The sequence below is a fragment of the Methyloversatilis universalis FAM5 genome (assembly GCF_000214035.2).
Taxonomy (GTDB): Bacteria; Pseudomonadota; Gammaproteobacteria; order Burkholderiales; family Rhodocyclaceae; genus Methyloversatilis; species Methyloversatilis universalis.
The window spans coordinates 179,541-205,019 of the sequence record NZ_AFHG01000030.1 but is presented as its reverse complement, the minus strand read 5'-3'; the positions used below and the strand labels follow the sequence as shown (position 1 = coordinate 205,019).

At 65.8% G+C, this 25,479-nt stretch carries 24 protein-coding genes, 1 tRNA gene and 1 riboswitch; of the genes, 6 read left to right on the top strand and 19 right to left on the bottom strand.

Translation table 11 applies throughout. The features are described from left to right. Window positions 1-9 precede the first annotated feature (9 nt). The 3 genes from METUNV1_RS03830 to thrC all read right to left on the bottom strand — a co-directional run bounded on the left by METUNV1_RS03830 (window position 10) and on the right by thrC (window position 4,922). Entirely contained in the window at window positions 10-2,301 is a 2,292-nt protein-coding gene (locus METUNV1_RS03830; protein ID WP_051165290.1) for a DUF1631 family protein, read from the bottom strand. Between the two features lie 85 nt (window positions 2,302-2,386). After that, a riboswitch (cyclic di-GMP riboswitch) is annotated at window positions 2,387-2,475 on the bottom strand. A gap of 79 nt (window positions 2,476-2,554) precedes the next feature. After that, window positions 2,555-3,412 carry an HDOD domain-containing protein gene (locus tag METUNV1_RS03825; RefSeq protein WP_008059013.1) on the bottom strand — a complete coding sequence of 286 codons (858 nt, stop codon included), beginning with the start codon at window positions 3,410-3,412 and terminating at the stop codon, window positions 2,555-2,557. A 76-nt stretch (window positions 3,413-3,488) separates the two neighbouring features. Beyond that, window positions 3,489-4,922, bottom strand: a complete 1,434-nt coding sequence (gene thrC, locus METUNV1_RS03820; protein WP_008059009.1) for a threonine synthase — start codon at window positions 4,920-4,922, stop codon at window positions 3,489-3,491. Window positions 4,923-5,100: 178 nt separating this feature from the next. Between thrC and METUNV1_RS03815 the strand changes: the two genes are divergently transcribed. Continuing rightward, window positions 5,101-6,276 carry an HPP family protein gene (locus tag METUNV1_RS03815; RefSeq protein WP_008059008.1) on the top strand — a complete coding sequence of 392 codons (1,176 nt, stop codon included), beginning with the start codon at window positions 5,101-5,103 and terminating at the stop codon, window positions 6,274-6,276. Window positions 6,277-6,297: 21 nt separating this feature from the next. Here METUNV1_RS03815 and METUNV1_RS03810 read toward each other — a convergent pair whose 3' ends face one another. From METUNV1_RS03810 to METUNV1_RS03800, 3 genes are read right to left on the bottom strand one after another with little or no spacing between them, the layout of a single operon-like run. Further along, entirely contained in the window at window positions 6,298-7,611 is a 1,314-nt protein-coding gene (locus METUNV1_RS03810) for a homoserine dehydrogenase (RefSeq protein WP_008059007.1), read from the bottom strand. A gap of 36 nt (window positions 7,612-7,647) precedes the next feature. Continuing rightward, window positions 7,648-8,106 (bottom strand): GNAT family N-acetyltransferase, encoded by a 459-nt coding sequence (locus METUNV1_RS03805; RefSeq protein WP_008059006.1) that lies wholly within the window; start codon window positions 8,104-8,106, stop codon window positions 7,648-7,650. After that, window positions 8,096-9,367: a pyridoxal phosphate-dependent aminotransferase gene (locus METUNV1_RS03800; RefSeq protein ID WP_008059005.1), complete on the bottom strand. Its 1,272-nt coding sequence runs from the start codon at window positions 9,365-9,367 to the stop codon at window positions 8,096-8,098. Before METUNV1_RS03800 ends, METUNV1_RS03805 begins: the two co-directional genes overlap by 11 nt. Window positions 9,368-9,555: 188 nt before the next feature. Between METUNV1_RS03800 and METUNV1_RS03795 the strand changes: the two genes are divergently transcribed. Genes METUNV1_RS03795 through METUNV1_RS03780 form a run of 4 tightly spaced genes read left to right on the top strand, consistent with a single transcriptional unit; the run spans window position 9,556 to window position 12,427 of the window. Then, the gene (locus tag METUNV1_RS03795; RefSeq protein WP_008059003.1) at window positions 9,556-9,939 is read left to right on the top strand and encodes an Mth938-like domain-containing protein; all 384 of its coding nucleotides are present in this window, start codon (window positions 9,556-9,558) and stop codon (window positions 9,937-9,939) included. Between the two features lie 50 nt (window positions 9,940-9,989). Beyond that, on the top strand, window positions 9,990-10,439 hold the full coding sequence (locus METUNV1_RS03790; RefSeq protein WP_008059001.1) for a peroxiredoxin: 450 nt from the start codon (window positions 9,990-9,992) through the stop codon (window positions 10,437-10,439). A gap of 37 nt (window positions 10,440-10,476) precedes the next feature. Next, window positions 10,477-11,931: a PhoH family protein gene (locus tag METUNV1_RS03785; RefSeq protein WP_008058999.1), complete on the top strand. Its 1,455-nt coding sequence runs from the start codon at window positions 10,477-10,479 to the stop codon at window positions 11,929-11,931. 34 nt (window positions 11,932-11,965) lie between these two features. Next, window positions 11,966-12,427, top strand: coding sequence for a MarR family winged helix-turn-helix transcriptional regulator (locus METUNV1_RS03780; protein ID WP_008058998.1), 462 nt, complete (start codon window positions 11,966-11,968; stop codon window positions 12,425-12,427). Window positions 12,428-12,455: 28 nt separating this feature from the next. On the opposite strand, the gene METUNV1_RS03775 is transcribed toward METUNV1_RS03780, so the two are convergent. From METUNV1_RS03775 to rnr, 8 genes are all read right to left on the bottom strand, one after another. Beyond that, the gene (locus tag METUNV1_RS03775; protein WP_008058997.1) at window positions 12,456-13,547 is read right to left on the bottom strand and encodes a DUF748 domain-containing protein; all 1,092 of its coding nucleotides are present in this window, start codon (window positions 13,545-13,547) and stop codon (window positions 12,456-12,458) included. Between the two features lie 7 nt (window positions 13,548-13,554). Continuing rightward, window positions 13,555-14,964 carry a replicative DNA helicase gene (gene dnaB, locus METUNV1_RS03770; protein ID WP_008058996.1) on the bottom strand — a complete coding sequence of 470 codons (1,410 nt, stop codon included), beginning with the start codon at window positions 14,962-14,964 and terminating at the stop codon, window positions 13,555-13,557. 206 nt (window positions 14,965-15,170) lie between these two features. Continuing rightward, complete coding sequence (rplI, locus tag METUNV1_RS03765; RefSeq protein ID WP_043358958.1) at window positions 15,171-15,620, bottom strand: 50S ribosomal protein L9; 450 nt, start codon at window positions 15,618-15,620, stop codon at window positions 15,171-15,173. 15 nt (window positions 15,621-15,635) lie between these two features. Then, window positions 15,636-15,908 carry a 30S ribosomal protein S18 gene (gene rpsR / locus METUNV1_RS03760; protein WP_008058994.1) on the bottom strand — a complete coding sequence of 91 codons (273 nt, stop codon included), beginning with the start codon at window positions 15,906-15,908 and terminating at the stop codon, window positions 15,636-15,638. Window positions 15,909-15,940: 32 nt separating this feature from the next. Further along, complete coding sequence (priB, locus tag METUNV1_RS03755; RefSeq protein WP_008058993.1) at window positions 15,941-16,276, bottom strand: primosomal replication protein N; 336 nt, start codon at window positions 16,274-16,276, stop codon at window positions 15,941-15,943. Then, window positions 16,273-16,659, bottom strand: a complete 387-nt coding sequence (gene rpsF / locus METUNV1_RS03750) for a 30S ribosomal protein S6 (protein WP_008058992.1) — start codon at window positions 16,657-16,659, stop codon at window positions 16,273-16,275. Before rpsF ends, priB begins: the two co-directional genes overlap by 4 nt. A 132-nt stretch (window positions 16,660-16,791) precedes the next feature. Beyond that, the gene (gene rlmB / locus METUNV1_RS03745; protein ID WP_008058991.1) at window positions 16,792-17,541 is read right to left on the bottom strand and encodes a 23S rRNA (guanosine(2251)-2'-O)-methyltransferase RlmB; all 750 of its coding nucleotides are present in this window, start codon (window positions 17,539-17,541) and stop codon (window positions 16,792-16,794) included. Next, complete coding sequence (rnr, locus tag METUNV1_RS03740; protein WP_008058990.1) at window positions 17,538-20,351, bottom strand: ribonuclease R; 2,814 nt, start codon at window positions 20,349-20,351, stop codon at window positions 17,538-17,540. The genes rlmB and rnr overlap by 4 nt, the downstream gene beginning before the upstream one ends. A gap of 57 nt (window positions 20,352-20,408) precedes the next feature. On the opposite strand from rnr, the gene METUNV1_RS03735 reads away from it, so the two are divergent. Next, a tRNA-Leu gene (locus METUNV1_RS03735) sits at window positions 20,409-20,493 on the top strand. A 118-nt stretch (window positions 20,494-20,611) separates the two neighbouring features. On the opposite strand, the gene METUNV1_RS03730 is transcribed toward METUNV1_RS03735, so the two are convergent. From METUNV1_RS03730 to hflK, 5 genes are all read right to left on the bottom strand, one after another. After that, window positions 20,612-21,916 (bottom strand): adenylosuccinate synthase, encoded by a 1,305-nt coding sequence (locus METUNV1_RS03730; protein WP_043358956.1) that lies wholly within the window; start codon window positions 21,914-21,916, stop codon window positions 20,612-20,614. A 2-nt stretch (window positions 21,917-21,918) separates the two neighbouring features. Next, window positions 21,919-23,091 carry an ATP phosphoribosyltransferase regulatory subunit gene (locus METUNV1_RS03725; protein WP_008058988.1) on the bottom strand — a complete coding sequence of 391 codons (1,173 nt, stop codon included), beginning with the start codon at window positions 23,089-23,091 and terminating at the stop codon, window positions 21,919-21,921. Next, a complete protein-coding gene (locus METUNV1_RS03720) occupies window positions 23,091-23,276 on the bottom strand; it encodes a DUF2065 domain-containing protein (RefSeq protein WP_008058985.1) in 186 nt (61 codons plus the stop codon). Before METUNV1_RS03720 ends, METUNV1_RS03725 begins: the two co-directional genes overlap by 1 nt. Window positions 23,277-23,381: 105 nt before the next feature. Then, on the bottom strand, window positions 23,382-24,263 hold the full coding sequence (gene hflC, locus METUNV1_RS03715; RefSeq protein ID WP_008058984.1) for a protease modulator HflC: 882 nt from the start codon (window positions 24,261-24,263) through the stop codon (window positions 23,382-23,384). Next, on the bottom strand, window positions 24,263-25,474 hold the full coding sequence (gene hflK, locus METUNV1_RS03710; RefSeq protein ID WP_008058983.1) for an FtsH protease activity modulator HflK: 1,212 nt from the start codon (window positions 25,472-25,474) through the stop codon (window positions 24,263-24,265). The genes hflC and hflK overlap by 1 nt, the downstream gene beginning before the upstream one ends. Between the last annotated feature and the right edge of the window lie 5 nt (window positions 25,475-25,479).

The window sequence follows — 25,479 nt, the reverse complement described above, 5'->3', positions numbered from 1 at the left end:
CGGCCGGCGTCAGCCGGTGACCGGTTCGCGCGGCTGGGCCAGCGCCTGGCTCACCGCGCGCTCGAACATCGGCGCGTCCTCGACCACCCGCGCCTCGCTGCGCGCCAGCTGCAGTGCCAGCGCGTCCGGCGCGATCGAGGTCGCACGCGCCGAATTCGGGTTAGTGAACAGGTAGATGCCGCGCTGCGGACTGACCCAGTTCAGCCGCATGCGCACGAACTGACCGTCCGGCTGGCGAAACTCCACCCAGTCGCCGCGCTTCAGGTCGGCCACGCGGTCCGACTCGGCCAGATCGAGATGGGCCGGCAGATTCAGCGAAATGTCCTCGAACTCGAGACCGTCCTGCTCGACATGCTCGGTCACCACCTCGGGCGCGGGCACCGCGTCGTTGGCTGAGCCTTCTCCCGGCACCCACTGCCTGACCGGCGGCGGTGCGGCCGGCGCGGCACCCGGCTTGATCCACTGGGCGTGCAGGTCGAACAGGCCGTTGAGCATGAGCAGCTTGTCGGCCGGATGCGCTTCGGCGCTGTCGAATCCCTGATTGAGCCGTCGCAGCAGGCCGGGCAGCGCCTGCACCAGCTTGCGCCGCTCTTCCGGATCGCTTTTCGGCTGCACGCTCCAGATCAGTTCGTCCGCGGTCACCAGCGCCTGCCGGTAGTCGACCGCGGCCTCGTCACCCCGCTCGGCCAGCGTGCGCAGCAGGCGGCGCCAGATGCCGTCGAGCAGATTCTGGACGACCGCCGGCAGCGGCGTACGCAGACGGTCGTCGAGCGCATCGTCGGCGGCGCGTCGCGCGTCGTCGCGGCGCAGACGTTCCTGCTCCCTTTCCTCGGCCAGACGGGCAGCGCTTTCGGCGCGCTGGCTTTCTTCCGCTTCCAGCTGGGCGATGAAGGCTTCGAGATCGGCATTGCAGGCTTCGAACAGACTCATGTCGCGTTCGAAGTCGCGCAGGATGCGGTCGACGATTTCGGCCAGTTTCACGTACAGCGGATCGTCGTGCCCGACGTCGCGGCCCCAGCGCAGCATGGCCTGGGAAATCAGGTCCAGCAGCCGGCGGGCCGGATGTGCCTTGCTGGAGAAGAAGCTGCGGTCCAGCATGGCCACCTTGACCAGCGGAATCTGCAGCCGGCCGACCAGCGCCTTGATCGGGTCCGCGATATTGGCGTCGTCGAAAATGAGGTCGAACAGCATCGCGACGATGTCGACCGTGATCGCGTCGAACTGGCCGAGATGGCGGCCGAGGTCGGACGTGCGGAAGTCGCGCAGCAGATTCGCCGGCACACCGATGGCCGGCATGGCGGGCGCGTGGTCGGCCTCCGCCTGCAGCGCAGTCAGCGCTTCGAATACGAAGGGCGACGCGGGGGCCAGCGCGCCGACCCCGGCGGTCGGCGGCAATCCCTGGGCGGCCAGCTGGCCCTGCACCAGCTGGGCCAGCATGGCGTACACGTCACCGTCGCCCTCGACGCCGGCGTAAGAGGTTTCGCCGAAGCCCTGATGCACCGAGCCGGTTCCGAAACCCTGGACCGCGGACACGGTGCCGAAATCGGGTTGCGGCAGCCCGCGCTGTTCCACGCCACCCGGCGCGACCGACGCGTCCCGCGGACGCGCGGCGGCCGACGGCGCACGGCGGAAACCGCGTCGCAGGCCGGGCAGCACGTTCTGGCGGACCAGCCGGCCATTCAGTTCCTGGTACAGCCGCGACAGTTCGCCCGAAATGTGCTGCTCGAGCGACTGCAGCAGTACCAGCCGCATCTGCACGCCCGGATCGACCTCTTCGCACGCGGCGCGCAGCGCATTGGCCACCGCTTCGGTGCCGACCGGATTGTCCGCATCGGTTGGGTCCTGCTTGCCGAGCAGACTGCCCAGGCGCTGTTCCACGCCGTACAGGTCCTCGTCGCAGTGTTCCTTCAGCTTGCGGGTGATTTCGCTGACCGCGATGTCCTGGGTCAGATCGTCCTCATCGACCAGACTCAGTTCGTCCAGCGACTTGGGCATGACGCCGCCTGCGGCTTTCAGCGGCTCGCCGCGCACACGGGCGTCGAAATAGCGGGTGAGGTTGTCGATGAAAGCCTGTTCGATGCCGGCCCAGTTCTCGCGGGCCTTGCCGCAGGCGAACATGTAGAGATTGCGCTGGTCGCGGTCGAGCTCGGCTTCGGCGCGCGCGACCAGATCTTCCTCGATGCGCGAGAGCATGCCGTGCAGCGACTCACGCAGGCGGCGCAGCGTGAAGTCGCGGCAGTCATTGATCACCCGACCGCGATCGGGTGAAAGATTGGGAGGCGTGGGTGAAGCTGCGCTCATTGTTTACCTTTGACGTCGCGCGAAAGCGACCGTTCAAGGCCGACACCGGGGCGTGGTGTTCTGGGCGCGACGTGCGGCGCAGTATAGCGGCGGCCCCGCTGTCATGGGGTGTTGTCACCCGTTAGACCGGAAACTTTGCGTCGCCGCCTTTCGACGGGTTTGCCCTGGTTCAGCTGTGTTCGGACTTCACCGTCTGTAACAGTTGTCCGTGCAGATAACTTGAGGCCGGCTCGGCCGGCACCGGCGCTGCCGGTCAGACCTGCAGCGTGGCAATGATGGAATCGATCTCTTCCTGCGACTCCGCCACCACCGCCTGCAGCGTTTCGTTGTCGATTTCCGCGGTCACTGTTTCGGCGATCACCGCCTCGTTCTCCGGCGTGGTGACACTGAAGGGATTCGGGAAGGCCGCCATGCTTTCGGCCAGGAAGATAACGTCGGCCAGGGTGCGCGGCGGCACCACCGGGCCTTCGATCGACGGATCATCAACCGCGTCGATGATCTGCGCCGGTACCTTCAGCGACTCCAGCACCGCACGTCCCACGCTGCGGCTGAAGCTGAACATGAGTCCGCTCAGTTCCTGCTCGCGCTGCAGCAGCGCCGGGAAAGCGGCGGCGCGGGCCAGCAGGTAGAACTGGCCGATCTCGTGTACCACACCGGCGAACATCGCCGCATCCGCGTTCAGCCGGGACAGCCGGCGCGCGATGACATAGCTGAGCGCCGACACGTGAATGGTGTGCTGCCACAGGTCGTGAGTGAGCACCCGCAGTCGCTCGTCAGCGCGGGCATCGACCATCTGGCGGACGATGAGCGACATGGTGAGCATGCGGACCGGCTCGGTACCAACCCGGTTCACCGCAGTGCGCACGTCGGTGATTTCGTTGCCGCTGCGGTTGTAGGCCACCGAATTCGCCAGCCGCAGCGCCTTCGCACTGAGCACCGGCTCGGCGCCGACCAGCCGCGCGACCTCGTTGATATTGATGTCCGGATTCTCGAGCGCCTGACGGATGCGCAGCGAAACATCGATGCTGGTCGGAAAGACGATGTCTCCCGACTCCAGTTCGGCAGACAGTCTTTGCAGAGCTTCAAGCGACGCGTTCACCGGCTCACCCATTCTTGATCCCACAGGTCGACAATTCGGATGTCCGGTTAACGGCAGACAGGGGACCGCCTTGAGCGGCGGCCTCGGCTCAGTCCGCGTGCTGCGCGATGAAGGCCTTCATCGCCGCCACGTCCGCATCCATCACTTCGAAACGCTGCGGCAGGGATTCCAGGTTCTCCATGCCGGCCGGACGCACCGGTTCGCGTCCCAGCGCCTCCACCACGGTTTCCGAAAACTTGGCCGGCAGCGCGGTTTCGAGCACCACCATCGGTACGCCGGCCTCGCGCCGCTCCAGCGCCACCTTCAGGCCGTCGGCGGTATGGGTGTCGATCGCCCTGCCCCAGCGCGCCTGCGCCAGACGCATCGTGGCAAGACGGTGAGCATGGTTGCTGGATCCCGACTGGAAGCCGTAGTCGGACGCCACCTTGCCGAACAGGCCGCTGTCCGACAGGTCGAACGGGCGACCGCGGTCCACCTCGCCCCACAGCGCACGCACCCGGTCGGCGTCGCGCCCGGTGAGGTCATAGATGAAGCGCTCGAAATTGCTCGCCTTGGAAATGTCCATCGACGGGCTGGTGGTGTGCAGCGTCTCGGCGGTCGCGCGCGGGCGATACACGCCGGTGCGGAAGAACTCGTCGAGCACGTCGTTCTCGTTGGTCGCCACCACGAGATGGCGGATCGGCAGGCCCATCATGCGCGCGATATGGCCGGCACACACGTTGCCGAAATTGCCGGACGGCACGGTGAAGCTCACCTGCTCGTCGTTGCTCTTCGTGGCCGCGAAGTAGCCCTTAAAGTAGTACACGACCTGCGCCGACACTCGCGCCCAGTTGATCGAATTGACCGTGCCAATGCGGTACCTGGCCTTGAAGTCAAGGTCGTTCGACACCGCCTTCACCATGTCCTGGCAGTCGTCGAACACGCCGCGCACCGCGATGTTGAAAATGTTCGGATCCTGCAGGCTGAACATCTGCGCCGTCTGGAAACGGCTCATCTTCTGGTGCGGGCTGAGCATGAACACGCGGATGCCGCGCTTGCCGCGCATCGCGTATTCGGCGCTGGAACCGGTGTCGCCCGAGGTGGCGCCGAAAATATTCAGCTCGGCACCGGTCTTGGCCAGCGCGTACTCGAACAGGTTGCCGAGCAGCTGCATCGCCATGTCCTTGAACGCCAGCGTCGGACCGTTGGACAGTTCAAGCAGGTGCAGATCGGATTCCAGCGTGTACAGCGGCGTGATGTCGCGCGCGTCCGAACCGGACACGGTGTTGCGATACACGTCTGCGGTGTAAGTGCGGTCGATCAGCGCCTTCAGGTCATCCGCCGGAATGTCGTCGGCGAAGCGGGACAGGATGGCGAACGCGAGCTGGCGGTAATCCATGCCGCGCATCGCGTCGAGGTCGGCGCGCGAGAAGGTCGGGTACTGCACCGGCATGGCCAGACCGCCATCTTCCATCAGGCCGCCCAGCAGGATTTCGGTGAAGCGCTTCTGCGGCGCCTGGCCGCGTGTCGAGAGGTAGTGCATCGCGTCGTGCTTGGAGCTGTTCGTTCAGGGAGTGGACGGCACCCGGCCGTCGTGCAGGGGCAACAATTTAGCACAGCGCCCGCCCCCGCCCGGTGCCGGCGGTCCGGCGGTTATGCCGCCATGCGCGCACCGCGACGGTGCCCACGGTCTAGACTGCCGGTTTTTTCGTCTCCAGCCGATGACCGGTCTGCCCGAACTGCTGCGGCGCCATCTGGTGTCCGATGCGCCGCCGCTGTCGCGCGCCGAACGCTGGCGCAGCACGCTGGCCGGCTTTCTCGGCCTGCTGCTGTTCGAAGGCGTGCTGTTCGTGCTGCCGCTCGGGCCGGACGAAAAACATGTGCTGGCACCGCTGGGCGCCACCTCGGTCATCCTGTTCGCCCTGCCCCACAGTCCGTTGGCCCAGCCGTGGTCGGTGATCGGCGGTCTGATGCTGGCGGCCCCGCTCGGCTACGCCTGCGGCCTGTGGCTGCCGGCCGGCCCCTGGGTGATGGCGGCTGCACTGGCGGCGTCGATCTGGCTCACCGCCTGGGCGCGCTGCATTCACCCGCCCGCCGGCGCGATGGCGCTGACGATGGCGATGGCCGCCGCCCACGGCACACCTTTCGGGCCGTCCATGTGGGCAGTGTTCGCCAACACGCTGGCCATCCTGGTGGCGGTGATGGTGGTGAACAACCTGATTCCCGGCCGCCACTATCCGCAGGGCACGCCGCCTGCGGTGCAGAAGCAGCGCGCCCACACGGTGCCGCCGGCACTCACCCACAAGGACATGGCGGCCGCGCTGCACGAGATCGACGGCTTTCTCGACGTGCGCGAGGACGATCTGGTCGACCTGTACGAACGCACGCTGCGTCACGCCTTCAAGCGCATGCACAGGCTGCGCTGCGCTGACGTGCTGGATACCTCGCAGCCCGCCCCGGCGCTGGAATTCGCCACGCCGCTCGGCGACGCCTGGCTGCTGATGCGCAGGCTGCGGGTGGACGCGCTGCCGGTGATCGACCGCAGCCGGCGGGTGATCGGCCTGCTGGCGCTGGAGGACTTCCTGAATACGGTGTCACCTGAAGCCGGACGCAGTCTGGGCGAATCGGTCAAGCAGCTGCTGACGCGCTCACCTGACACGCACTCCGAACGGGCGGAGGTGGTGGGGCAGATGATGCGGGAAGCGCGCGCCGGCCTGAAGGTGGCCCGGATGCACGACAGTCTGGCGGAAGTGGCGGAGGCGTTGAGCGCCGGTCATCAGCCTGCGGTGCCGGTGGTCAATGGCGCCCACCGGCTGGTGGGCATGCTGGACCGCGGCGACATGGTCGCCGCGCTTTACCACCGGATGCAGATCGAGGACGCGATGCGGGCCGGCTGACGCCGGCCCGTCGATGGCCGATCAGCCGTTCAGCTCTTCCAGGCGCAGGCGGGTGACCGCGCCCACGGTGCTGTCCAGCCCTTCGATGCGAACGATGGCCGCATCGACCTGCTTTTCGCGGGTGACGTGGGTCAGCATGATGATGTTGGCCTGCTGCTCGCCTTCCGACGGCTCCTTCTGCAGCATGGCGTCAATGCTGATGCCCTGGTCGGCCAGGATGCGGGTGATGTCGGCCAGCACGCCCGGCCTGTCCTGCACGCGCAGGCGCAGGTAGTAGGCGCTCTCGACTTCGCTGATCGGCAGGATGGGCGTGTCCGACAACTGGTCGGCGCGGAAGGCGAGATGCGGCACGCGGTGTTCCGGGTCGGCGGTGTGCAGGCGGGTCACGTCGACCAGGTCGGCAATCACCGCGCTGGCCGTCGGTTCAGCGCCCGCGCCGCGACCGTAGTACAGCGTGGCACCGACCGCGTCGCCCTTCACCACCACCGCGTTCATCACGCCTTCGACGTTGGCGATCAGGCGCTTGGACGGGATCAGCGTCGGATGCACGCGCAGTTCGAAGCCGTCGGCCTTGCGCTTGGTGATGCCCAGCAGCTTGATGCGGTAGCCCAGTTCCTCGGCGTAGCGGATGTCTTCGGCGGTGAGCTTGGTGATGCCTTCGATGTGAGCGCGATCGAACTGCACCGGAATGCCGAAAGCCAGCGCCGACAGCAGGGTGATCTTGTGCGCGGCGTCCACGCCTTCGATGTCGAAGGTCGGGTCGGCTTCGGCATAGCCCAGGCGCTGCGCGTCGGCCAGCGCGTCGGCGAAGGTGAGGCCCTTGTCGCGCATTTCCGACAGGATGTAATTGGTGGTGCCGTTGATGATGCCGGCGATCCAGTCGATGCGGTTGGCGGTCAGGCCTTCGCGCACCGCCTTGATGATGGGAATGCCACCGGCCACCGCGGCTTCGAACGCCACCATGACGCCCTTGGCCTGAGCCGCGGCGAAGATTTCCTGGCCGTGCACCGCGAGCAGCGCCTTGTTGGCGGTCACCACATGCTTGCCGTTGGCGATCGCTTCCAGCACCAGCTGCTTGGCCACGGTGTAGCCGCCGATCAGTTCGACCACGATGTCGATGCTCGGATCGCGCACCACCTCGAAGGCGTCACCGGTCACCTTGACCGAACCGCCGGTCAGCGACGTCGCGCGCTCGGTGTCGCGGTCGGCAACGGCGGTGATCTGGATCGGGCGGCCGGCACGGCGGGTGATCTCTTCCTGATTGCGCGTGAGCACCGTCCAGGTGCCACCGCCGACGGTGCCGATGCCGAGCAGGCCTACGTTGATGGGTTTCATGCTGTCCCTCGTCCTTTGATGGGTGGGGCCGGCCGCTCAGGCCAGATCCCGCGAAAAATGAAAACAGGCGATGTGCATGCCTTCGCGATGGTAGAAGCGGTGCGCATCGATGCGGTGGGTGCCGGAATCGAGCCGCAGCCGGGTCGCGCCACGTGCCTTCGCCTCGACGGTCAGCCAGTCCAGCAGCGTCTTGCCGACGCCGAGCGAACGGGCAGCCGGCGCGGTCACCAGATCATCCACGTAGAAGAACACGCCACAGGCGGTGTTGCGATAGCTGCGGAATACGGTGACGCCCAGCACCTCGTCGCCGGCGGCAGCCACCGCGATCTCGCCGCCGTCCGCCACGATGCCCTGCATGGTGGCCGCGTAGTCCTCGGGCAGGTCCGGACGCAGCGCGCGATGCACGGCCTCGGCCTTCGCCAGCCAGCCCGCTTCGGTCACCGCGCGGCCGGTGGCCACGCGATGCACGGTCAGCGCCGGGCGCTCAGGCGCCATGACGCTTGCGGTAGCCGTCGAGGAAGCGAGCGATACGGCCGATGGCGTCGCGCAGGTCGTCCTCGTGAGGCAGGAACACGACGCGGAAGTGGTCCGGGCGCGGCCAGTTGAAGCCGGTACCCTGCACCAGCAGCACGCGCTGCTCTTCCAGCAGTTCGAGGATGAAGCGCTGGTCGTCCTCGATCGGGTAGATCTTGGGATCCAGCCTGGGGAACAGGTAGAGCGAGGCGCGCGGCTTCACGCAGCTCACGCCGGGAATGTCGGTCAGCAGTTCCCACGCTACGTCGCGCTGGCGTGCCAGGCGGCCGCCCGGCTTCACCAGGTCGTTGATGGTCTGATAGCCGCCGAGTGCGGTCTGGATCGCGAACTGCCCCGGCACGTTGGAGCACAGGCGCATCGACGCCAGCATGTTCAGGCCATCGATGTAGTCGCGGGCATGCCGCTTGTCGCCGGACACCACCATCCAGCCGGCGCGATAGCCGCAGGCGCGGTAGTTCTTAGACAGACCGTTGAAGGTGACGAACAGCAGATCGTCGGCGAGCGAGGCGATCGAGGTGTGCGTCGCGCCGTCGTACAGGGTCTTGTCGTAGATTTCGTCGGCGAACACGATGAGCTTGTGTTCGCGGGCAATCTGCACCAGATCGCGCAGCAGGTCGTCCGAATACAGCGCGCCGGTCGGGTTGTTCGGGTTGATGATGACGATGGCGCGGGTGGCCGGCGTGATCTTGGCGCGGATGTCGGCCAGATCCGGCATCCAGTCGGCGCCCTCGTCGCAGATGTAGTGGCGGGCGGTGCCGCCGGCCAGCGTGACCGCGGCGGTCCACAGCGGATAGTCCGGCGCCGGCACCAGCACTTCGTCGCCGGTATTGAGCAGGCCCTGCATCGCCATCACGATGAGTTCGGACGCACCGTTGCCGATGAAGATGTCGTCCACGCCCACGCCCTGGATGCGCTTCTCCTGGCAGTACTGCATGATGGCCTTGCGCGGCGCGAACAGGCCGCGCGAATCGGTGTAGCCGGCGGCATCGGGCAGGTTGCGGATCACGTCCTGCACGATCTCTTCCGGCGCGTCGAAGCCGAAAGGCGCCAGATTGCCGATGTTGAGCTTGATGATGCGGTGGCCGTCCTCTTCCATCTGACGGGCGCGCGCGAGCACGGGGCCGCGGATGTCGTAACAGACGTTGGCGAGCTTGGAGGACTTGGTGACCGGCGGATGCACGATGGCGGACTCTGAAGACACGTTGGATGCGGTGCGGGACATGAGCGCTTTCTGAAGTCCCGGCGACGGCACCGGATACGCGCCGCCACCCGGGCAGCCTTGCCCGCGGACGAAAAAGGTATGATTGTATGCGACCGCTGGAGGCAGGGCAAAACCGTAGCCTCCGGTGTACCGAACCACCTCCGGACACACCGGCCTGCCACCGGCGTCCGACACTGCCGACGCACCCTGTGAAGCTGCACCAGACGCCCCGCCCGACCATTCCCCTGATCACCGGCTTCGGTGATGGCTACCTGCAGATCGGCGAGCGCCGGGTCACCCGCAGCGTGCTCATCGGCCCCGGCGTCCTGCGCGAGGACTGGGGCCGCAGCGCGCTGGCTCAGCTGACCTCCGACGACTTCGCCGACATCGTGGCCATGCAGGTGCAGATCCTGCTCCTGGGCACCGGCCCGAACCAGCAGTTTCCGCATCCTTCATTGCTGCGTACGCTGATCGCGGCCGGCATTGGTGTCGAGGTGATGGACACGCTGGCGGCCGCACGCACCTACAACATTCTTGTCGCGGAAGGCCGCGCGGTCGCTGCCGCCCTGCTGCTTCCCGACGCGGCGCCCTGATTGACCGTCCGGACGCCGCAGCCACCCCATCGAGTACGGAGACTTTCACGATGAGCGACACCCGGATCGAAGACTTCACCCTCCCCTCCACCGGCGGCGATTTCACGCTGTCGGCCGCCAGCCGGCCGCTGGTGATCTACTTCTATCCGAAGGACAGCACGCCCGGCTGCACCACGGAGAGCGCCGCCTTCCGCGATCTGCACGCCGAGTTCACGGCGGCCGGCGCCACCGTGGTCGGCATTTCGCGCGACAGCCTGAAATCGCACCAGAACTTCAAGTCCAAGCTGGAACTGCCCTTCGAACTGCTGTCCGATCCGGACGAAACCGCGTGCGAACTGTTCGGCGTCATGAAAATGAAGAACATGTACGGCAAACAGGTGCGCGGTGTGGAACGTAGCACTTTCGTCATAGGCGCCGACGACCGTATCCTGCGCGAGTGGCGCGGTGTGAAGGTGCCGGGCCATGCGGAAGAAGTGCTGGCCTTCATACGCACGCTCTGATCCGCCAACGGCGAATCCAACCCAGACTTCACGACACATGGCCACCCGACGCCCCGCCGCAGCACCCGCCCGCCGTTCCCGCAAGTCCGCCCCGCCCACCAAGCTGTTCGTGCTCGACACCAATGTGCTGATGCACGACCCGACCTCGCTGTTCCGCTTCGAGGAGCACGACATCTTCGTGCCCATCATGACGCTCGAGGAACTGGACAACAACAAGAAGGGCATGACCGAAGTGGCGCGCAACGCGCGTCAGGCCAGCCGGCTGCTGGACGAGATCGTCAGCGGCGACGAGGAGCGCATCGCCGAGGGCATTCCGCTGGCGGCCGCGTCCAGCGATCTGGCCAGCGGTCACCTGCTGCTGCAGACCGAGGCGATCAACGGCACGCTGCCCACCGCGCTGCCCACCGCCAAGGCGGACAACCAGATCATCGCGGTGGTGATGCACCTGAGCCAGCGCCACCCGGGGCGGCAGGTCATCCTGGTGTCCAAGGACATCAACATGCGCATCAAGGCCCGCGCGCTCGGGCTGCATGCGCAGGACTACTTCAACGACAAGGTGCTGGAAGACACCGACATGCTCTACACCGGCACGCGCGAGCTGCCGGACGGTTTCTGGGAAGAGCATGGCGGCAATCTCGAATCGTGGAAGGAAAACGGCCGCACGCTGTACCGGGTGAAGGGCCCGCTGTGCCCGGACCTGCTGATCAACGAATTCGTGTTCAAGGAAGCCGGCCCGAAACAGGACAAGGCCTTCCACGCCTGGGTGCGCGAGCGTAACGGCAGGACCGCGGTGCTGGAAACGCTGATCGACTTCAGCCACCACAAGAATTCGGTCTGGGGCATCACCGCGCGCAACCGAGAACAGAATTTCGCGCTGAACCTGCTGATGAATCCGGAAGTGGATTTCGTCACCCTGCTCGGCCAGGCCGGTACAGGCAAGACGCTGCTGACGCTGGCGGCGGGCCTCACCCAGGTGCTGGAAAGCAAGCTCTACAGCGAAATCATCATGACCCGGGTGACTGTGCCGGTGGGCGAGGACATCGGATTCCTGCCAGGTACGGAAGAGGAAAAGATGACGCCGTGGATGGGCGCGCTCGAAGACAACCTCGACGTGCTGAACAAGACCGACGATCCGAACGGTTCCGGCGAATGGGGCCGCGCGGCAACGCTGGACCTCATCCGCAGCCGGATCAAGGTGAAGTCGCTCAACTTCATGCGCGGCCGCACCTTCCTGAACAAGTTCCTCATCATCGACGAGGCGCAGAACCTGACGCCCAAGCAGATGAAGACGCTGATCACCCGTGCCGGCCCCGGCACCAAGGTGGTCTGTCTCGGTAACATTGCGCAGATCGACACGCCCTACCTGACCGAAGGCAGCTCGGGTCTGACCTATGTGGTCGACCGCTTCAAGGGCTGGCCGCACAGCGGGCATGTCACGCTGCAGCGTGGCGAACGGTCGCGTCTGGCCGACCACGCCGCCGAAGTGCTCTGACGACGTGCTCTGACTATCAACGGGGGATAACCGGATGACCTTCATCGACCCGATGCTGCTGGACCAGCAGCTGTGTTTCGCGCTGTATGCCGCCTCGCATGCGATCACGCGCTGCTATGCGCACGGCCTCAAGTCGATCGGACTGACTTACCCGCAGTACCTGGTCATGCTGGTGCTGTGGCAGGAGGACAACCTGTCGCTGAAGGCGCTGGCCGAGCGGCTGGATCTGGATTCGCCCACGCTCACGCCGCTGCTCAAGCGGCTGGAAGCGAGCGGCTATCTGACCCGGTCCCGCAACCGCATGGACGAGCGGGCACTGGAAATCAGGCTGACCGACGCCGGTCGCGCACTGCGTGAGCGGGCCGAGGAAGTGCACGCCGAAGTGGCCCGCCAGTCGGGATTGCCGGCGGACGCGGTAGCGCGCATGCGGGCCGAACTGCAGAAACTGAGCTCACAGCTGAAAACCGGGCCGCTGGAGGTACTGAAACAGGGCTGAGCACTCGTCGTCATCGCGAGCTGTTCGGTCAGTCACCGAACAGCTTGCCCACCGCCTCGCCCACGCCTTTCACCGCCGAGGCGCCGGCGCTGCCCACGCCGCGTACCAGCCCGCCCAGACTGACGCCCAGCGACTCGGCCACGCCGCTCGCCATCCGGCTCGCCAGCCCCTCATTCAGCGAAAACGACGGATCGTCCAGCCGGCCTTCGAGCGTGAAATCGGCGGTGATGCGGCCATCACGGTCTTTCATCAGGCCCACGACCGCCGCCCGGGGCATGCCCATGAAGGTGTTTCCGGACGCCAGTTCCAGCCCGGTCAGCGTCAGCCGTCCCGGGGCGCGCAGTCGACCATCCTTGACTACAGGGCGCAAGTCGAGATCCATCGTGCCGCGCTTCACCCCGGTCTCCGCCGCCTGTATCAGGTAAGGCTGGAAAGCGACCAGATCGGCCCCGCGCAGTTCGAAGGTCAGGTTCATGTCGCGGGTGGACGGCCGCAGCGTGCCCTGCAGCGAAAAACGGCCGTCCGTGCGCGGCCCCTTCACCGTGCCGTCGACCTGGAGTTGTGCCTCGGTCGCGAGCGCCGGCAGATCCACCGGGCCCAGGTCCGCGCTCACCGCCTCGAACGCCAGACGGTGAGGGGTGCGGCGCACGCTGGCATCGAAGAAATCCAGCGCGGCGTCGCGCAGTTCGATCTGCGCGATATGGATGTCGGGCAAGGGGGTGGCGGCCTCGTCGGCCGGCCGGCCGATCAGCGCCGGCAGCACCTGCAGCGCCCCCTGACGGGTGCGCAGCATGGACAGATAAACGCCCTCGACCGTGATGCGCGCGATGCGCACCCGGGCCGACAGCAGGTCGCGCAGCTGCGGCACCACCACCACCCGATCCGCCCGCAATTCGTCCTCGGCCGGCCAGGCGGCAGGGCCTTCACGCTCTGCCCGTATGCGCAGGTCGTGCAGCACCACCGCGTCCAGTCCGACCTCGATCTGCCCGACTTCGCCGCGCGACCCGAGCGCCGCCAGCACCTGATCGCGCAGCAGATGCAGGCCGTACTGGAAGGTGCCGGCTAGCACTGCCGCAAGCACGATCAGCATGACGGCCAGACGGGGCAGCCAGCGCTTCACGGTGACCTCAGTAGGAGCCGGGTCGGGCAGCGTTCACGAACTTGGTGTGCTCGCCCTGGAAGCCGAGCACCACGGTGCCGGTCGGACCGTTACGGTGCTTGCCGATGATGATTTCGGCCAGCCCCTTGTCCTGGGTGTCCGGGTTGTACACCTCGTCGCGGTAGATGAACATGATGATGTCGGCATCCTGCTCGATGGCGCCGGATTCGCGCAGGTCGCTCATGACCGGCCGCTTGTTCGGTCGCTGTTCCAGCGCGCGGTTCAGCTGCGACAGCGCGATGATGGGCACATGCAGTTCCTTGGCCAGCGACTTGATGGAGCGGGAGATTTCCGAAATTTCCGAAGTGCGGTTCTCGCCGTCGCGCGTGCCCGACATCAGCTGCAGATAGTCGATCACGATCAGGCCCAGCTTGCCGCACTGACGGTACAGCCGGCGCGCTCGTGCGCGCAGGTCGGTCGGATTGATGCCGCCGGTCTCATCGATGTGGATCGGCGCCTCATGCAGCTTGCCCAGCGCCATGGTGAGCCGGCCCCAGTCCTCGTCGGTGAGGCGACCGGTACGCAGCCGCCCCTGATCGATGCGCGCCACCGAAGACACGAAACGCATGGCCAGCTGGGTGGCCGGCATTTCCAGCGAAAAGATGGCGACCGGCAGACCCAGCTCGACCGCGACGTTCTCTGCAATATTCAGCGCGAAAGTGGTCTTGCCCATGGCCGGGCGGCCGGCCACGATGATCATGTCACCGCCCTGCAGGCCGGCGGTCTTGGCATCGAGATCGGTGTAGCCGGAAGGCACGCCGGTCACGTCCGACGGGTCATCACGGTCGTACAGTTCCTGGATGCGGTTCACCACCTCGACCAGCACAGGCTGGATGGCGACGAAGCCGCTGGAGCCGGATGATCCGGCTTCGGCGATCTCGAAAATCTTGGATTCGGCCTCGTCGAGCAGCACCTTGGCATCGCGACCGCGCGGGCTGAGCGCGCTGGCGGCGATTTCGTCGCCGACGCTCACCAGCTTCCGCAGGATGGCGCGCTCACGGATGATTTCCGCGTAGCGGCGGATATTCGCGGCCGAGGGGGTGTTGTTCGCGATTTCGCCCAGATAGGCGAGCCCCCCGGTGTGCTCGGCTTCGTCTGCCCGTTCTATCGATTCATAGACGGTGACCACGTCGGCCGGTTTGCCGGTTTCGATCAGGCGGGCGATGTGGCGGAAGATGCGGCGATGGTCGTCGCGATAGAAATCAGCCTCGTTCACCTGGTCGCCCACGCGGTCCCAGGTGCTGTTGTCGAGCAGCAGGCCGCCGATCAGCGACTGTTCGGCCTCGATCGAATGCGGCGGCAGCTTCAGCGCCGCGATCTGGCGATCGGGCGCGGGCGAGGCATCCTGCCCGCCGGGAGGGTTACGCACGGTACTCATGGTGTCCTGTTCATGCGGGCTCGGCGCCGGACGCAATCCTGCAATCTAGCCGGCCGCCCGGTGCGGGACAACTGGACAAGCTGTGGAAAAGCTGTGGGATTCCTGTGGGCGGACGCCCTCAGGGCCGCTGTCCGCGCGAGCAGGCGCCGGTCAACGAAAAAGGCCACCCGAAGGTGGCCTTCCGATCGCTGCCCGGAGGCCGTCGATCAATGCTCGCCGACCACCGCCACGGTGATGTTGGCGATCACGTCCGAGTGCAGCGCGATCTCGAACTGGGACTCGCCCACCGCCTTCAGCGGGCCGTCCGGCATGCGGACCATGGACTTGTCCACCGTGAAGCCCTGGGCAACCAGCGCTTCGGCGATATCGGCGGTCGACACCGAACCGAACAGGCGGCCATCAACGCCGGCCTTGCGGCTGATCTGGGCGGTGAAGCCTTCCAGCTTCTCGGCCACGGCCTTGGCGGCAGCCAGACGTTCGGCAGCAGCCTTCTCCAGTTCGGCACGGCGGGCTTCGAAAACCGCCAGGTTTTCCGGGGTCACGCGCTTGGCGCGGCCGGTCGGGATCAGGAAGTTGCGGGCGTAACCGTCACGCACCTTCACCACATCGCCCAGATCGCCGAGCTTGGCGACCTTGTCCATCAGGATTACTTGCATGGTCGTCTCCCTCGATTACTGGTGCAGGTCGGTGTAAGGCATCAGGGCCAGGAAGCGAGCGCGCTTGATGGCGGTCGACAGCTGGCGCTGGTAGCCGGCGCGGGTGCCGGTCAGGCGGGCCGGCATGATCTTGCCGTTTTCGGAGATGAAGTCCTTCAGGATTTCAACGTCCTTGTAATCGATCTCTTCGATCTTCTCGGCGCTGAAGCGGCAGAACTTGCGGCGCTTGAACATGCTGCGCGAGCCGCGATCGTCCTTCTTCTTGCCATTCTTCGGTCTGAAAGCCATGGTGGTTTCCTTCCACTGTTGCGACGCCGGGCTTAGCTGCCCGAGGTCACGAATTCGATACTGGTTATGTGCATGACGCCCTGCCTGCTTTTTGCACTGCGGGCGGCCATGAATCCTTGCGCGATCAACGACGTTCCGAGCGGGGCCTGAGCGAGCAGCCTTGCCAGGTCTCCCAGCAGCACGAAATCGGTTTCAAACCTGACTTCGCGTGGCGCACCGTTTTCGATCTGCTGCGAGAAGTGCTCGAGGCATCCACGCAGTAGGGGCACGCCGGCCGGGGTCTGTCTCAGTGCATCGCGTTCGATCAGCGTGGCGGACAGCGCGAAGCTGTTGGTCGCCGGGCTGGTCGCGCCCTGCCCTTCGGTCAAGCTGCCGGCTGTTCCGCGGCCGGGGCAGCGGCTTCAGCAGCCGGGGCCAGCAGCGAACGCGACTTTTCTTCCTTCATCATCGGCGACGGCGTGACGACAGCCTTGCGCATCTTGATGGTGAGGTGGCGGAGAACGGCGTCGTTGAACTTGAAGGCGTGCTCGAGTTCGGCCAGCGTTTCGCCGTCGCACTCGATGTTCATCAGCACGTAGTGAGCCTTGTGCACCTTCTGGATCGGGTAGGCCAGCTGACGGCGACCCCAGTCTTCCAGACGGTGGATGCTGCCGTTGCGGCCGGTGACCAGCGTACGGTAGCGCTCGACCATGGCGGGCACCTGCTCGCTCTGGTCCGGATGGACGATGAAAACAACTTCGTAATGTCGCATGTAATCTCCTTGCGGTTCAGTGACGGACAAACACGAGCCTGTCCGGCGGTTACACCTCCCGGCATGCGAATCCGGTGAGGCAAGGTAAGCCCGCGAGTATAGCGTGCGGGCCCTGATTCTTACAAGCCGCGTTCAGCCGGCCCGTGCGCTGCGCTGGCGCCGTGCCTCGAACAGGCAGACGCCGCTTGCCACCGACACGTTCAGGCTCTCGACCGTGCCGTGCATCGGAATGGATGCCAGCACATCGACGGTTTCGCGGGTGAGCCGGCGCATGCCGTCTCCTTCGGCGCCCAGTACCCAGGCCACCGCGCCGGACTGATCGAGCGCATACATCGACTTGTCGGCCTCGCCGGCCGCACCGATGGTCAGGATGTCGCGCTCCTTCATTTCGCGCAGGCTGCGCGCAAGATTGGTCACCGTCACGTAAGGCACGGTGTCGGCGGCACCGCTGGCCACCTTGATCGCGGTCGCATTCAGGCCGACTGCGCGGTCGCGCGGCGCCACCACTGCGTGCGCGCCGGCGGCGTCCGCCACCCGCAGGCAGGCGCCGAGGTTGTGCGGATCCTGAATGCCGTCGAGCACCAGCAGCAGCGGCGGCTCGGACAGCGTGTCCAGCACGTCATCCAGCGAACGGTAGGGAATCTGCGCCAGCACGCGCGCGACCACGCCCTGGTGACGGGCGGCCCCGCCCGCCAGGCCGTCGAGCCGGGCCGGTTCCATCTGCACCCATTTGACACCGGCTGCCTCGACCGCGCGGATCAGGTCACGCATGCGGCCGTCCTGACGCGCGGTGGAGATGAACACTTCCTTCACCGCGTCCGGCGCATGACGCACCTTGGCGGTCACCGCGTGGAAACCGAAGATGTAGCGGGTATCGCTCATTCGCGGATTCTCCGCTTCGGAGCGGCGGCCTTTGCGCTGCGCGAGGGGCTCGGTTTGGCGGTCGTCTTCTTCGCCGGCGCTTTCTTCACTGAGGTCTTCTTTCCTGTGCTCTTGCCCGCCGCGCTTTTCTTCGCGGCATTCTTTACGGTCGCGGCTTTCTCGGCCGGCGCCTTCTTGTCCGGAGCGGTCTTCGCAGCCCCCTTGTTCCCGACGACACTCTTCGCGACTTCACTCGTTACCACGCCGCTCTTGGCCGGACCCTTCTTGCCCGTACCCTTTGCGCCCGCGGTCTTCTTCGAGGAGGTCTTTTTCGCGGCCGCCTTCTTCGCCTTCACCGGAGAGGGCGCCGCGGCTTTCCCCGCGCTCCTGCCTGCGGAGCCCGGACCGCGGCTGCGCGATACGGCCTCGCCGCCATCCGCCGGGTCGGCCTTGCGGGCCGGGGTGGATGCAGCCCGATCCGGCGCGACCGGCTTTTTCGCGGGGCGCGCATTGTCCTCGAAAGGCGGTGTGCGTGCAGCATCCGCAGTCACCCGACGGCGGGACGCAGGCCCGGTCGGCCCTGCCTTGGGCTTGAGCAGCGCAGCCTGCGGGATGCGGCCGAAATCGCGTTCGCCACCGCCGGCGAGACGGAAGTCGATGCGCGTGTTGTCCAGATCGACCCGCACCACCTGGATGCGGATGCGGTCGGCCAGCCGGTAGATCCGGCCACTGCGCTCGCCGACCAGGCGGTGCTTGCCTTCGTCGTGATGGAAGTAGTCAGCGCCCAGATCCGAAATGTGCACCAGACCTTCGATGAATACGTCATCGAGCGCCACGAACAGCCCGAACGGCACCACCGCAGACACGCTGCCTTCGAATTCCTCGCCGACGCGGTCCTGCATGAAGTAGCACTTCAGCCAGTTGGTGACGTCGCGGCTGGCCTCGTCTGCGCGCCGCTCGGTGGTCGAGCAGTGCAGGCCGATATCCGACCAGTCACCCGGCTCGTACTTCTTCTTCGCCAGCACCGCCTTGATCGCGCGATGCACCAGCAGATCGGGGTAGCGACGGATCGGTGACGTGAAGTGGGTGTAGGCCTCATAGGCCAGACCGAAGTGGCCGACGTTGTCCGGACTGTAGATGGCCTGGCGCAGCGAGCGCAGCATCACTGTCTGCAGCAGCTGACGGTCCGGCCGGTCGCCGATGCGCTCCAGCAGTTCGGCGTAATCCTTGGCGTGCGGCTTGTCGCCACCGCCGAGCTGGAAGCCGAACTCGCCGAGGAAGGCACGCAGCTTCTGCAGGCGGTCCTCGCTCGGGCCTTCATGCACCCGGTACAGCGTGGGCTGGTCGTTCTCCTCCAGGAAGCGCGAGGCGCACACGTTGGCCGCGAGCATGCATTCCTCGATCAGCCGGTGCGCGTCATTGCGCGCGTAGGGGACGATGCGCTCGATCTTGCCGGCGTCGTTGAACAGCATCTGCGTCTCGACCGTTTCGAAGTCGATCGCGCCACGCTTGGCGCGCGCCTTCGCGAAGGCGCGGAACACCGCGTCCAGCGCTTCCAGACGCGGCAGCAGCGGCTTGAGCCGCTTGCGCGCATCAGCATCCTTGTCGTACAGCGCGGCCGCGACTTCGGTGTAGGTCAGACGCGCCTTGGAATTCATCACCGCAGCGTAGAAACGGTAGCGCTGGATGACGCCGGCCGCCGACACGTCCATGTCGCACACCATGCACAGGCGGTCGACCTCCGGATTCAGCGAACACAGGCCGTTGGACAGCTTCTCCGGCAGCATCGGGATCACCCGGCGCGGGAAATACACCGAGTTACCACGCTCGAAAGCTTCGTCATCCAGCGCGGTGCCCGGCTTCACGTAATGGCTCACATCAGCGATCGCCACCACCAGGCGGAAACCCCTGCCCTGCTTCTCGCAATACACCGCGTCGTCGAAATCCTTCGCGGTTTCGCCGTCGATGGTGACCAGCGGCAGTTCGCGCAGATCGACGCGGCCGGCATGGTCCTTTTCGCGCACCTCGTCCGGCAAGCGCTTGGTGGCAGCCATGACCTTCGACGAGAACTCGTGCGGCATGTCGTGCTTGCGCAGCGCGATCTCGATCTCCATGCCGGAGTCGCCGTAATTGCCCAGCACCTCGACCACGCGACCGATCGGCGGCGTGTAGCGGGTCGGCTGTTCGATCAGTTCGACCTCGACCACCGCACCGGCGGTCGCCTTGGGCGCCCGCTTCCCCTTCTCGGGTGCGGCCAGCACGATCTGCTGGCGGATGCGGCGGTTCTCGGCGATGCAGAACTGCACGCCGTGCTCCTCGAGCACACGCGCGATCAGCCGGGTGTTGGCGCGCTCGGTCACCTCCACCACCTTGCCCTCCGGCCGGCCGCGGCGGTCTGTACCGCTGATGCGCACCAGCACGCGGTCGCCGTGCATCACGCTGCGCATTTCCTGCGCGCTCAGGAAGATGTCCTTGCGGTCGGCCTTGGCGCCGGGCGGCGTCCTGTCATCACCGACGATGACGAAGCCGAAGCCGTCCGGATGACCATCTACCCGGCCGGCGATCAGGTCGGCCTTGTCGGGAATGATGTAGGCGTCGCGCCGGTTGCGCATCAGCTGCGCTTCGCGCTCCATGGCACCCAGACGACGCACGAAGTAGTCGCGCTCGTGCGGCTCGATGTCGAGCGCATGAACCAGCTCGTCCGCGGTCATCGGAACCGCTGCCTGTTCAAGCACTTGCACGATGTACTCGCGGCTCGGCAGCGGGTTTTCATAACGCGCGGTTTCACGCTCGAAGAAGGGATCCGCACGGCGAATCTTGCTCAGTTTCACTTTTTTCTCGTTTTCTCTTGACAATCGTAGAGCCTAGTATAAAATGCGCAGCCTCTAGCCCAGGTGGCGAAATTGGTAGACGCGCTAGTTTCAGGTACTAGTGCCGCAAGGTGTGGAGGTTCGAGTCCTCTCCTGGGCACCAAACAAGCCAGCAGAAAAGCCGACAGAAATGTCGGCTTTTTTGTTTTCTGCTGCCGCCAGAACAAAGAATAAAACCGCGCGCCCCTTTCGGGACGCGCGGTGCGTGTGAAGCGCAACGCTCACGCGAACGGATGGCGCAGCACGATGGTTTCTTCACGATCGGGACCGGTGGAAATCATGTCCACCGGCACTTCGCACAGCGCCTCGATGCGGGCGATGTAGGCACGTGCATTCGCCGGCAGATCATCCACCCGCTTCGCACCCACCGTGGTTTCGCTCCAGCCGGGCATGGTTTCGTAGATCGGCTCGCAGGCACCGACGCGCTCGGAACCCAGCGGCAGCAGATCGGACACTTCGCCATTCACGCGGTAGCCGGTGCAGATCTGAAGCTCGTCGATGCCATCCAGCACGTCGAGCTTGGTCAGGCACAGGCCCGTCACGCCATTGATCTGGATCGAGCGACGCAGCGCTGCGGCATCGAACCAGCCGCAGCGACGGACGCGGCCTGTCACCGTGCCACGCTCGTGGCCGACGGTGGACAGGTGGTAACCCACCGACCCTTCTTCCTCGATCGGCAGTTCGCTCGGGAACGGGCCCGAACCGACCCGCGTGGTGTAGGCCTTGGTGATGCCCAGCACGTAGTGCAGCATGCCGGGTCCGACACCGGCGCCCGCACTGGCTGCACCGGCCACGCAATTGCTCGACGTGACATACGGGTAGGTGCCGTGATCGACGTCCAGCAGCGTGCCCTGCGCACCTTCGAACAGCAGGTTGTCGCCGCGCTTGTGGGCCGCGTGCAGCAGCGCCGACACGTCGGCCACCATGGGCTTGATCTTCGGCGCCAGCGCCAGCGCCTCGTCCAGCGTCTGCTGGTAGTCGACCGGCTTGGCGTTGAGCTGCTTTTCCAGCATGAAGTTGTGGAACTCCATCAGCTCGCGCAGCTTGTCCGCGAAGCGTCCGGGGTTGAACAGATCGAGCACGCGCAGCGCACGACGCGCCACCTTGTCCTCGTAGGCCGGGCCAATGCCCTTGCCGGTGGTGCCGATCTTGGCGCCACCGCGCGCTTCTTCGCGCGCCAGATCGACCGCGCTGTGGATGGGCAGGATGAGCGGACAGCCCTCGCTCACCTTCAGGCGGGAACGCACTTCGATGCCGCCCGCTTCCAGCTTGTCGATTTCCGACAGCAGATGGGATGCCGACAGCACGACGCCATTGCCGATGTAGCAGGCCACGCCGTCACGCATAATGCCGGACGGGATCAGGTTAAGCGCGTACTTCTGCCCCTTGATCACCAGCGTGTGACCGGCGTTGTGACCACCCTGGAAGCGGACGACGCCCTGTGCGTGATCGGTCAGCCAATCGACGACCTTGCCCTTGCCCTCGTCACCCCACTGACTGCCGATGACCACCACGTTCTTTGCCATGCTCAAACCTTTCTTTCGAGCGGCTTCACCTGCCACTCACCTTCAACGAATACCAGCTGGCGACTGCATGCCAGTTCCTGCATATCTTCATCGTGACCCGGCAGCGCCGTGATGACGATTTCGCCTTCGGCGCGCAGTGCGCTCACCCGGGCGCGCAATGCGGCGTCACCGCTCGACGGCGCGAGAATGCCGGCGCGCGGCGCCACCGCCGGTGCGAGCTGCGCAAGCTGACGCAGATCCAGACTGAAGCCGGTGGCCGGGCGGGCGCGGCCAAAAGCCAGTCCCACCTCGTCATAGCGACCGCCTAAGGCGATGGCCTGAGCCTGACCTGCGCAGTAGGCGGCGAAGCTCACGCCACTGTGATAGTGGTAACCGCGCAGATCGGCCAGGTCGAAGCCGGCCACCGCCGGATCGACCGCCGCCGCGATGCGCTCCAGTGCATCGAGCGCCGCGCGCACTTCCGGCAGATCCGGCAGCAGGCTGCGGGCGCGCGCCAGCACATCCGACGTGCCGTACAGCCCGGGCAGCGCCAGGAAGGCGTCGCGCACCTCCGCCGGTTCGTCTGCCAGCAACTGGCGCAGCGACGGCAGATCCTTGGACTGCAGCGCGACGAACAGCTCCTGCTGTCCGTCCTCGACCCGCAGCGCGGGCGACTGCAGGCGCGCCGCAAGCGCGCGGAAAACCCCGACATGACCGAAATCGATGCGCGCCGGCTGTACGCCAGCCACTTCGAGCGCGCGCAGCAGCAGCTGCACCATTTCGAGGTCCGCCTCGATGCCGGCGTGACCGTACAGCTCGGCGCCCAGCTGTATCGGCTCGCGGGTGGCATTGAAGCCGGCCGGCAGCGCATGCACGACAGGACCGCAGTAGCACAGGCGCACCACGCCGTTGCGATTGAGCAGGTGCGAATCGATGCGCGCGACCTGCGGCGTGATGTCGGCGCGCAGGCCCATGGTGCGGCCCGACAGCTGGTCCACCAGCTTGAAGGTGCGCAGGTCCATGTCACGGCCGCTGCCGGTGAGCAGCGATTCGATGTATTCGACCAGCGGCGGCGCCACCAGCTCGTAACCGTGCAGCGCGAACTCGTCCAGCAGCCCGCGACGCAGATGTTCGACCTGGCGTGCCTCGGCGGGCAGCAGATCTTCGATGGATTCAGGAAGCAGCCAGCGACGCATTACTTGAACAGCGCGATCAGCGCGATACCGATGATCATTGAAGTGAGGCCGACGAAACGCAGCTGGCCATCGGCCAGTTCGGTCGCCCGCCGGAAGGTGTCGCGCCACAGTCTGGGCGCGACGAAGGGGAGCACACCCTCGATCACGAGCATGAGCCCCACCGCTACGAGCAGTATCGATTCCATCAACAAAAAAGCACAGCCCGCAGAGCGGGCTGTTGCCTTCAATACGGTTCCCGAAGGAACAACCCGTGGACTATACCGCACGTCCGCGGGCCGTGCCCCGATGACTTACTTGGCGGCCGGTCGCGGCCCGCCCTTCATGTAGCGGAAGAAGTCGGCATTCGGCTCCAGCACCAGCACGTCACCCTTGTTGCGGAAGCTTTTCTGGTAAGCGTCCATGCTGCGGTAGAAGGCGTAGAACTCCGGGTTGGCGCCAAAGGCATCCGCGTAGATGGCGGCTGCACGGCCGTCCCCCTCACCCTTGATCTTCTGCGCTTCGCGATAGGCTTCGGCCACGATGACCTCGCGCTGACGGTCGGCGTCGGCACGAATCTTCTCAGCCTCGGCGGCACCCAGCGAACGCAGTTCGTTGGCCACCCGCTTGCGCTCGGCTTCCATGCGGCGATACACCGATTCCGACACCTCGCTCGGCAGATCGACCCGCTTCAGACGGACGTCAACGATCTCGACCCCGATCTTGACCGCATCGACATTGGCCTTACTGCGCATGTCTTCCATGATCTTGTCGCGCTCGCCGGACACCACCTCATGCACGGTGCGGCGACCGAATTCCTCGCGCAGGCCGGCGTTCACCGTCTGCAGCAGACGGGTTTCGGCGAGACGTTCGTTGCCGCCCACCGACACGTAGTACTGCTTCACGTCGGTGATGCGCCACTTCACGAACAGGTCGACCAGCACGTTCTTCTTTTCCGACGTGATGAAGCGCTCGGGATCGGCACTGTCCAGCGTCAGGATGCGGCGGTCGAACATGCGCACGTTCTGCACCAGCGGCCACTTAAAGTGCAGACCCGGCTCCTCGATCACCTTGCGCACTTCACCCAGCTGGAAAACGATGGCGTACTGGCGCTGATCGACCGTGAACAGCGAGGTCGATGCCAGGATCGCGGCCAGAATCAGGCCGCCCAGAATCAGCGGAAGCTTTTCCTTCATCAACGTTCTCCCCGATCGCGCGAGCGCAGACCGTCACGGCTGCGCGTATCGGACACCGGCGCTTCGTTCAGCGGCGGCAGCGTGACCGGCTCGGCCGGGCGCGCGGCGGAGCCATCCGCCTGCCCGCCCGCGTGCTGCATCAGCTTGTCCAGAGGCAGATAAAGCAGGTTGCCGCTCCCCTTGGTATCGACCATCACCTTGCTGGTGTTGGTCAGGATCTGCTGCATGGTGTCGATGTACATGCGCTGACGCGTCACTTCCGGCGCCTTCACGTACTCGTTCAGGACCTGCTTGAAGCGGCTGGCATCACCTTCCGCGCTGGCGATGATGCGCTGCTTGTAGCCGTTCGCCTCTTCGAGCAGGCGAGAAGCCGTACCCTGGGCCTTGGGCAGCACATCGTTCTTGTACGCCTCGCCTTCGTTCTTCTGGCGCTCCAAATCCTGGCCCGCCTTCACCGCGTCGTCGAAGGCGGCCTGCACCTGTTCCGGCGGCTGAGCGTTCTGCAGCACCAGCTTGCTGATCTGTATGCCGGTCTGATAGCGGTCGAGGATCTGCTGCATGATGCGCTGCGCATCGACCGCGATCTGCTCGCGGCCTTCGTAAAGCACGAAGTCCATCTTGCTCTTGCCGACCACCTCGCGCATCGCGGTTTCCGCCGCATGCACCACGGTTTCTTCCGGCAGCCGGTTCTGGAACAGATAGGCCACCGGATCGCGCAGGATGTACTGCACCGCGAACTGGATGTTGATGATGTTCTCGTCATCGGTGAGCATCAGCGCTTCGTTCAGCACCTTGTTGCGCTCGCTGCCGCGATAGCCCACCTCGACCGTGCGCACGCCGGTCAGATTGACCAGTTCGTGCGAATCGATCGGATACGGCAGTCGCCATTGCAGGCCGGGCTCGGTGGTTTCGTGCAGCTTGCCGAAGCGCAGCACCACGCCGCGTTGACTGGCGTCCACGATGTACAGACCGCTGGCCAGCCAGACGATGAGTACCAGACCGAGAATGACGCCGATGCCACCGCCGAACTGGCGAGCGCCGACCGGCGGACGGCTGTCACCACCGCCGTCACCGGACGACTTGCCGCCGAACAGCGCGGACAGCCGACGGTTGAAATCACGCCAGAGATCTTCGAGATCGGGCGGTCCCTGGTTACCGCCCTTGTTGCCGTTGCCGCCCTGATTGCCCCAGCGGGGATCGTTCAGCGACATCAAGA

What these genes read in the sequence shown, in the direction of transcription:
- METUNV1_RS03810 (WP_008059007.1), bottom strand. Translation starts at nt 7,611, where the DNA reads ATGAAACCCATCAACGTAGGCCTGCTCGGCATCGGCACCGTCGGCGGT.
- METUNV1_RS03800 (WP_008059005.1), bottom strand. Translation starts at nt 9,367, where the DNA reads ATGTCCCGCACCGCATCCAACGTGTCTTCAGAGTCCGCCATCGTGCAT.
- METUNV1_RS03825 (WP_008059013.1), bottom strand. Translation starts at nt 3,412, where the DNA reads ATGGGTGAGCCGGTGAACGCGTCGCTTGAAGCTCTGCAAAGACTGTCT.
- rlmB (WP_008058991.1), bottom strand. Translation starts at nt 17,541, where the DNA reads ATGAGCGATACCCGCTACATCTTCGGTTTCCACGCGGTGACCGCCAAG.
- dnaB (WP_008058996.1), bottom strand. Translation starts at nt 14,964, where the DNA reads ATGAGTACCGTGCGTAACCCTCCCGGCGGGCAGGATGCCTCGCCCGCG.
- rpsR (WP_008058994.1), bottom strand. Translation starts at nt 15,908, where the DNA reads ATGGCTTTCAGACCGAAGAATGGCAAGAAGAAGGACGATCGCGGCTCG.
- hflK (WP_008058983.1), bottom strand. Translation starts at nt 25,474, where the DNA reads ATGTCGCTGAACGATCCCCGCTGGGGCAATCAGGGCGGCAACGGCAAC.
- rplI (WP_043358958.1), bottom strand. Translation starts at nt 15,620, where the DNA reads ATGCAAGTAATCCTGATGGACAAGGTCGCCAAGCTCGGCGATCTGGGC.
- METUNV1_RS03785 (WP_008058999.1), top strand. Translation starts at nt 10,477, where the DNA reads ATGGCCACCCGACGCCCCGCCGCAGCACCCGCCCGCCGTTCCCGCAAG.
- METUNV1_RS03790 (WP_008059001.1), top strand. Translation starts at nt 9,990, where the DNA reads ATGAGCGACACCCGGATCGAAGACTTCACCCTCCCCTCCACCGGCGGC.
- METUNV1_RS03720 (WP_008058985.1), bottom strand. Translation starts at nt 23,276, where the DNA reads ATGGAATCGATACTGCTCGTAGCGGTGGGGCTCATGCTCGTGATCGAG.
- METUNV1_RS03805 (WP_008059006.1), bottom strand. Translation starts at nt 8,106, where the DNA reads ATGGCGCCTGAGCGCCCGGCGCTGACCGTGCATCGCGTGGCCACCGGC.
- METUNV1_RS03780 (WP_008058998.1), top strand. Translation starts at nt 11,966, where the DNA reads ATGACCTTCATCGACCCGATGCTGCTGGACCAGCAGCTGTGTTTCGCG.
- METUNV1_RS03830 (WP_051165290.1), bottom strand. Translation starts at nt 2,301, where the DNA reads ATGAGCGCAGCTTCACCCACGCCTCCCAATCTTTCACCCGATCGCGGT.
- rpsF (WP_008058992.1), bottom strand. Translation starts at nt 16,659, where the DNA reads ATGCGACATTACGAAGTTGTTTTCATCGTCCATCCGGACCAGAGCGAG.
- METUNV1_RS03730 (WP_043358956.1), bottom strand. Translation starts at nt 21,916, where the DNA reads ATGGCAAAGAACGTGGTGGTCATCGGCAGTCAGTGGGGTGACGAGGGC.
- hflC (WP_008058984.1), bottom strand. Translation starts at nt 24,263, where the DNA reads ATGAAGGAAAAGCTTCCGCTGATTCTGGGCGGCCTGATTCTGGCCGCG.
- METUNV1_RS03725 (WP_008058988.1), bottom strand. Translation starts at nt 23,091, where the DNA reads ATGCGTCGCTGGCTGCTTCCTGAATCCATCGAAGATCTGCTGCCCGCC.
- thrC (WP_008059009.1), bottom strand. Translation starts at nt 4,922, where the DNA reads ATGCACTACCTCTCGACACGCGGCCAGGCGCCGCAGAAGCGCTTCACC.
- METUNV1_RS03815 (WP_008059008.1), top strand. Translation starts at nt 5,101, where the DNA reads ATGACCGGTCTGCCCGAACTGCTGCGGCGCCATCTGGTGTCCGATGCG.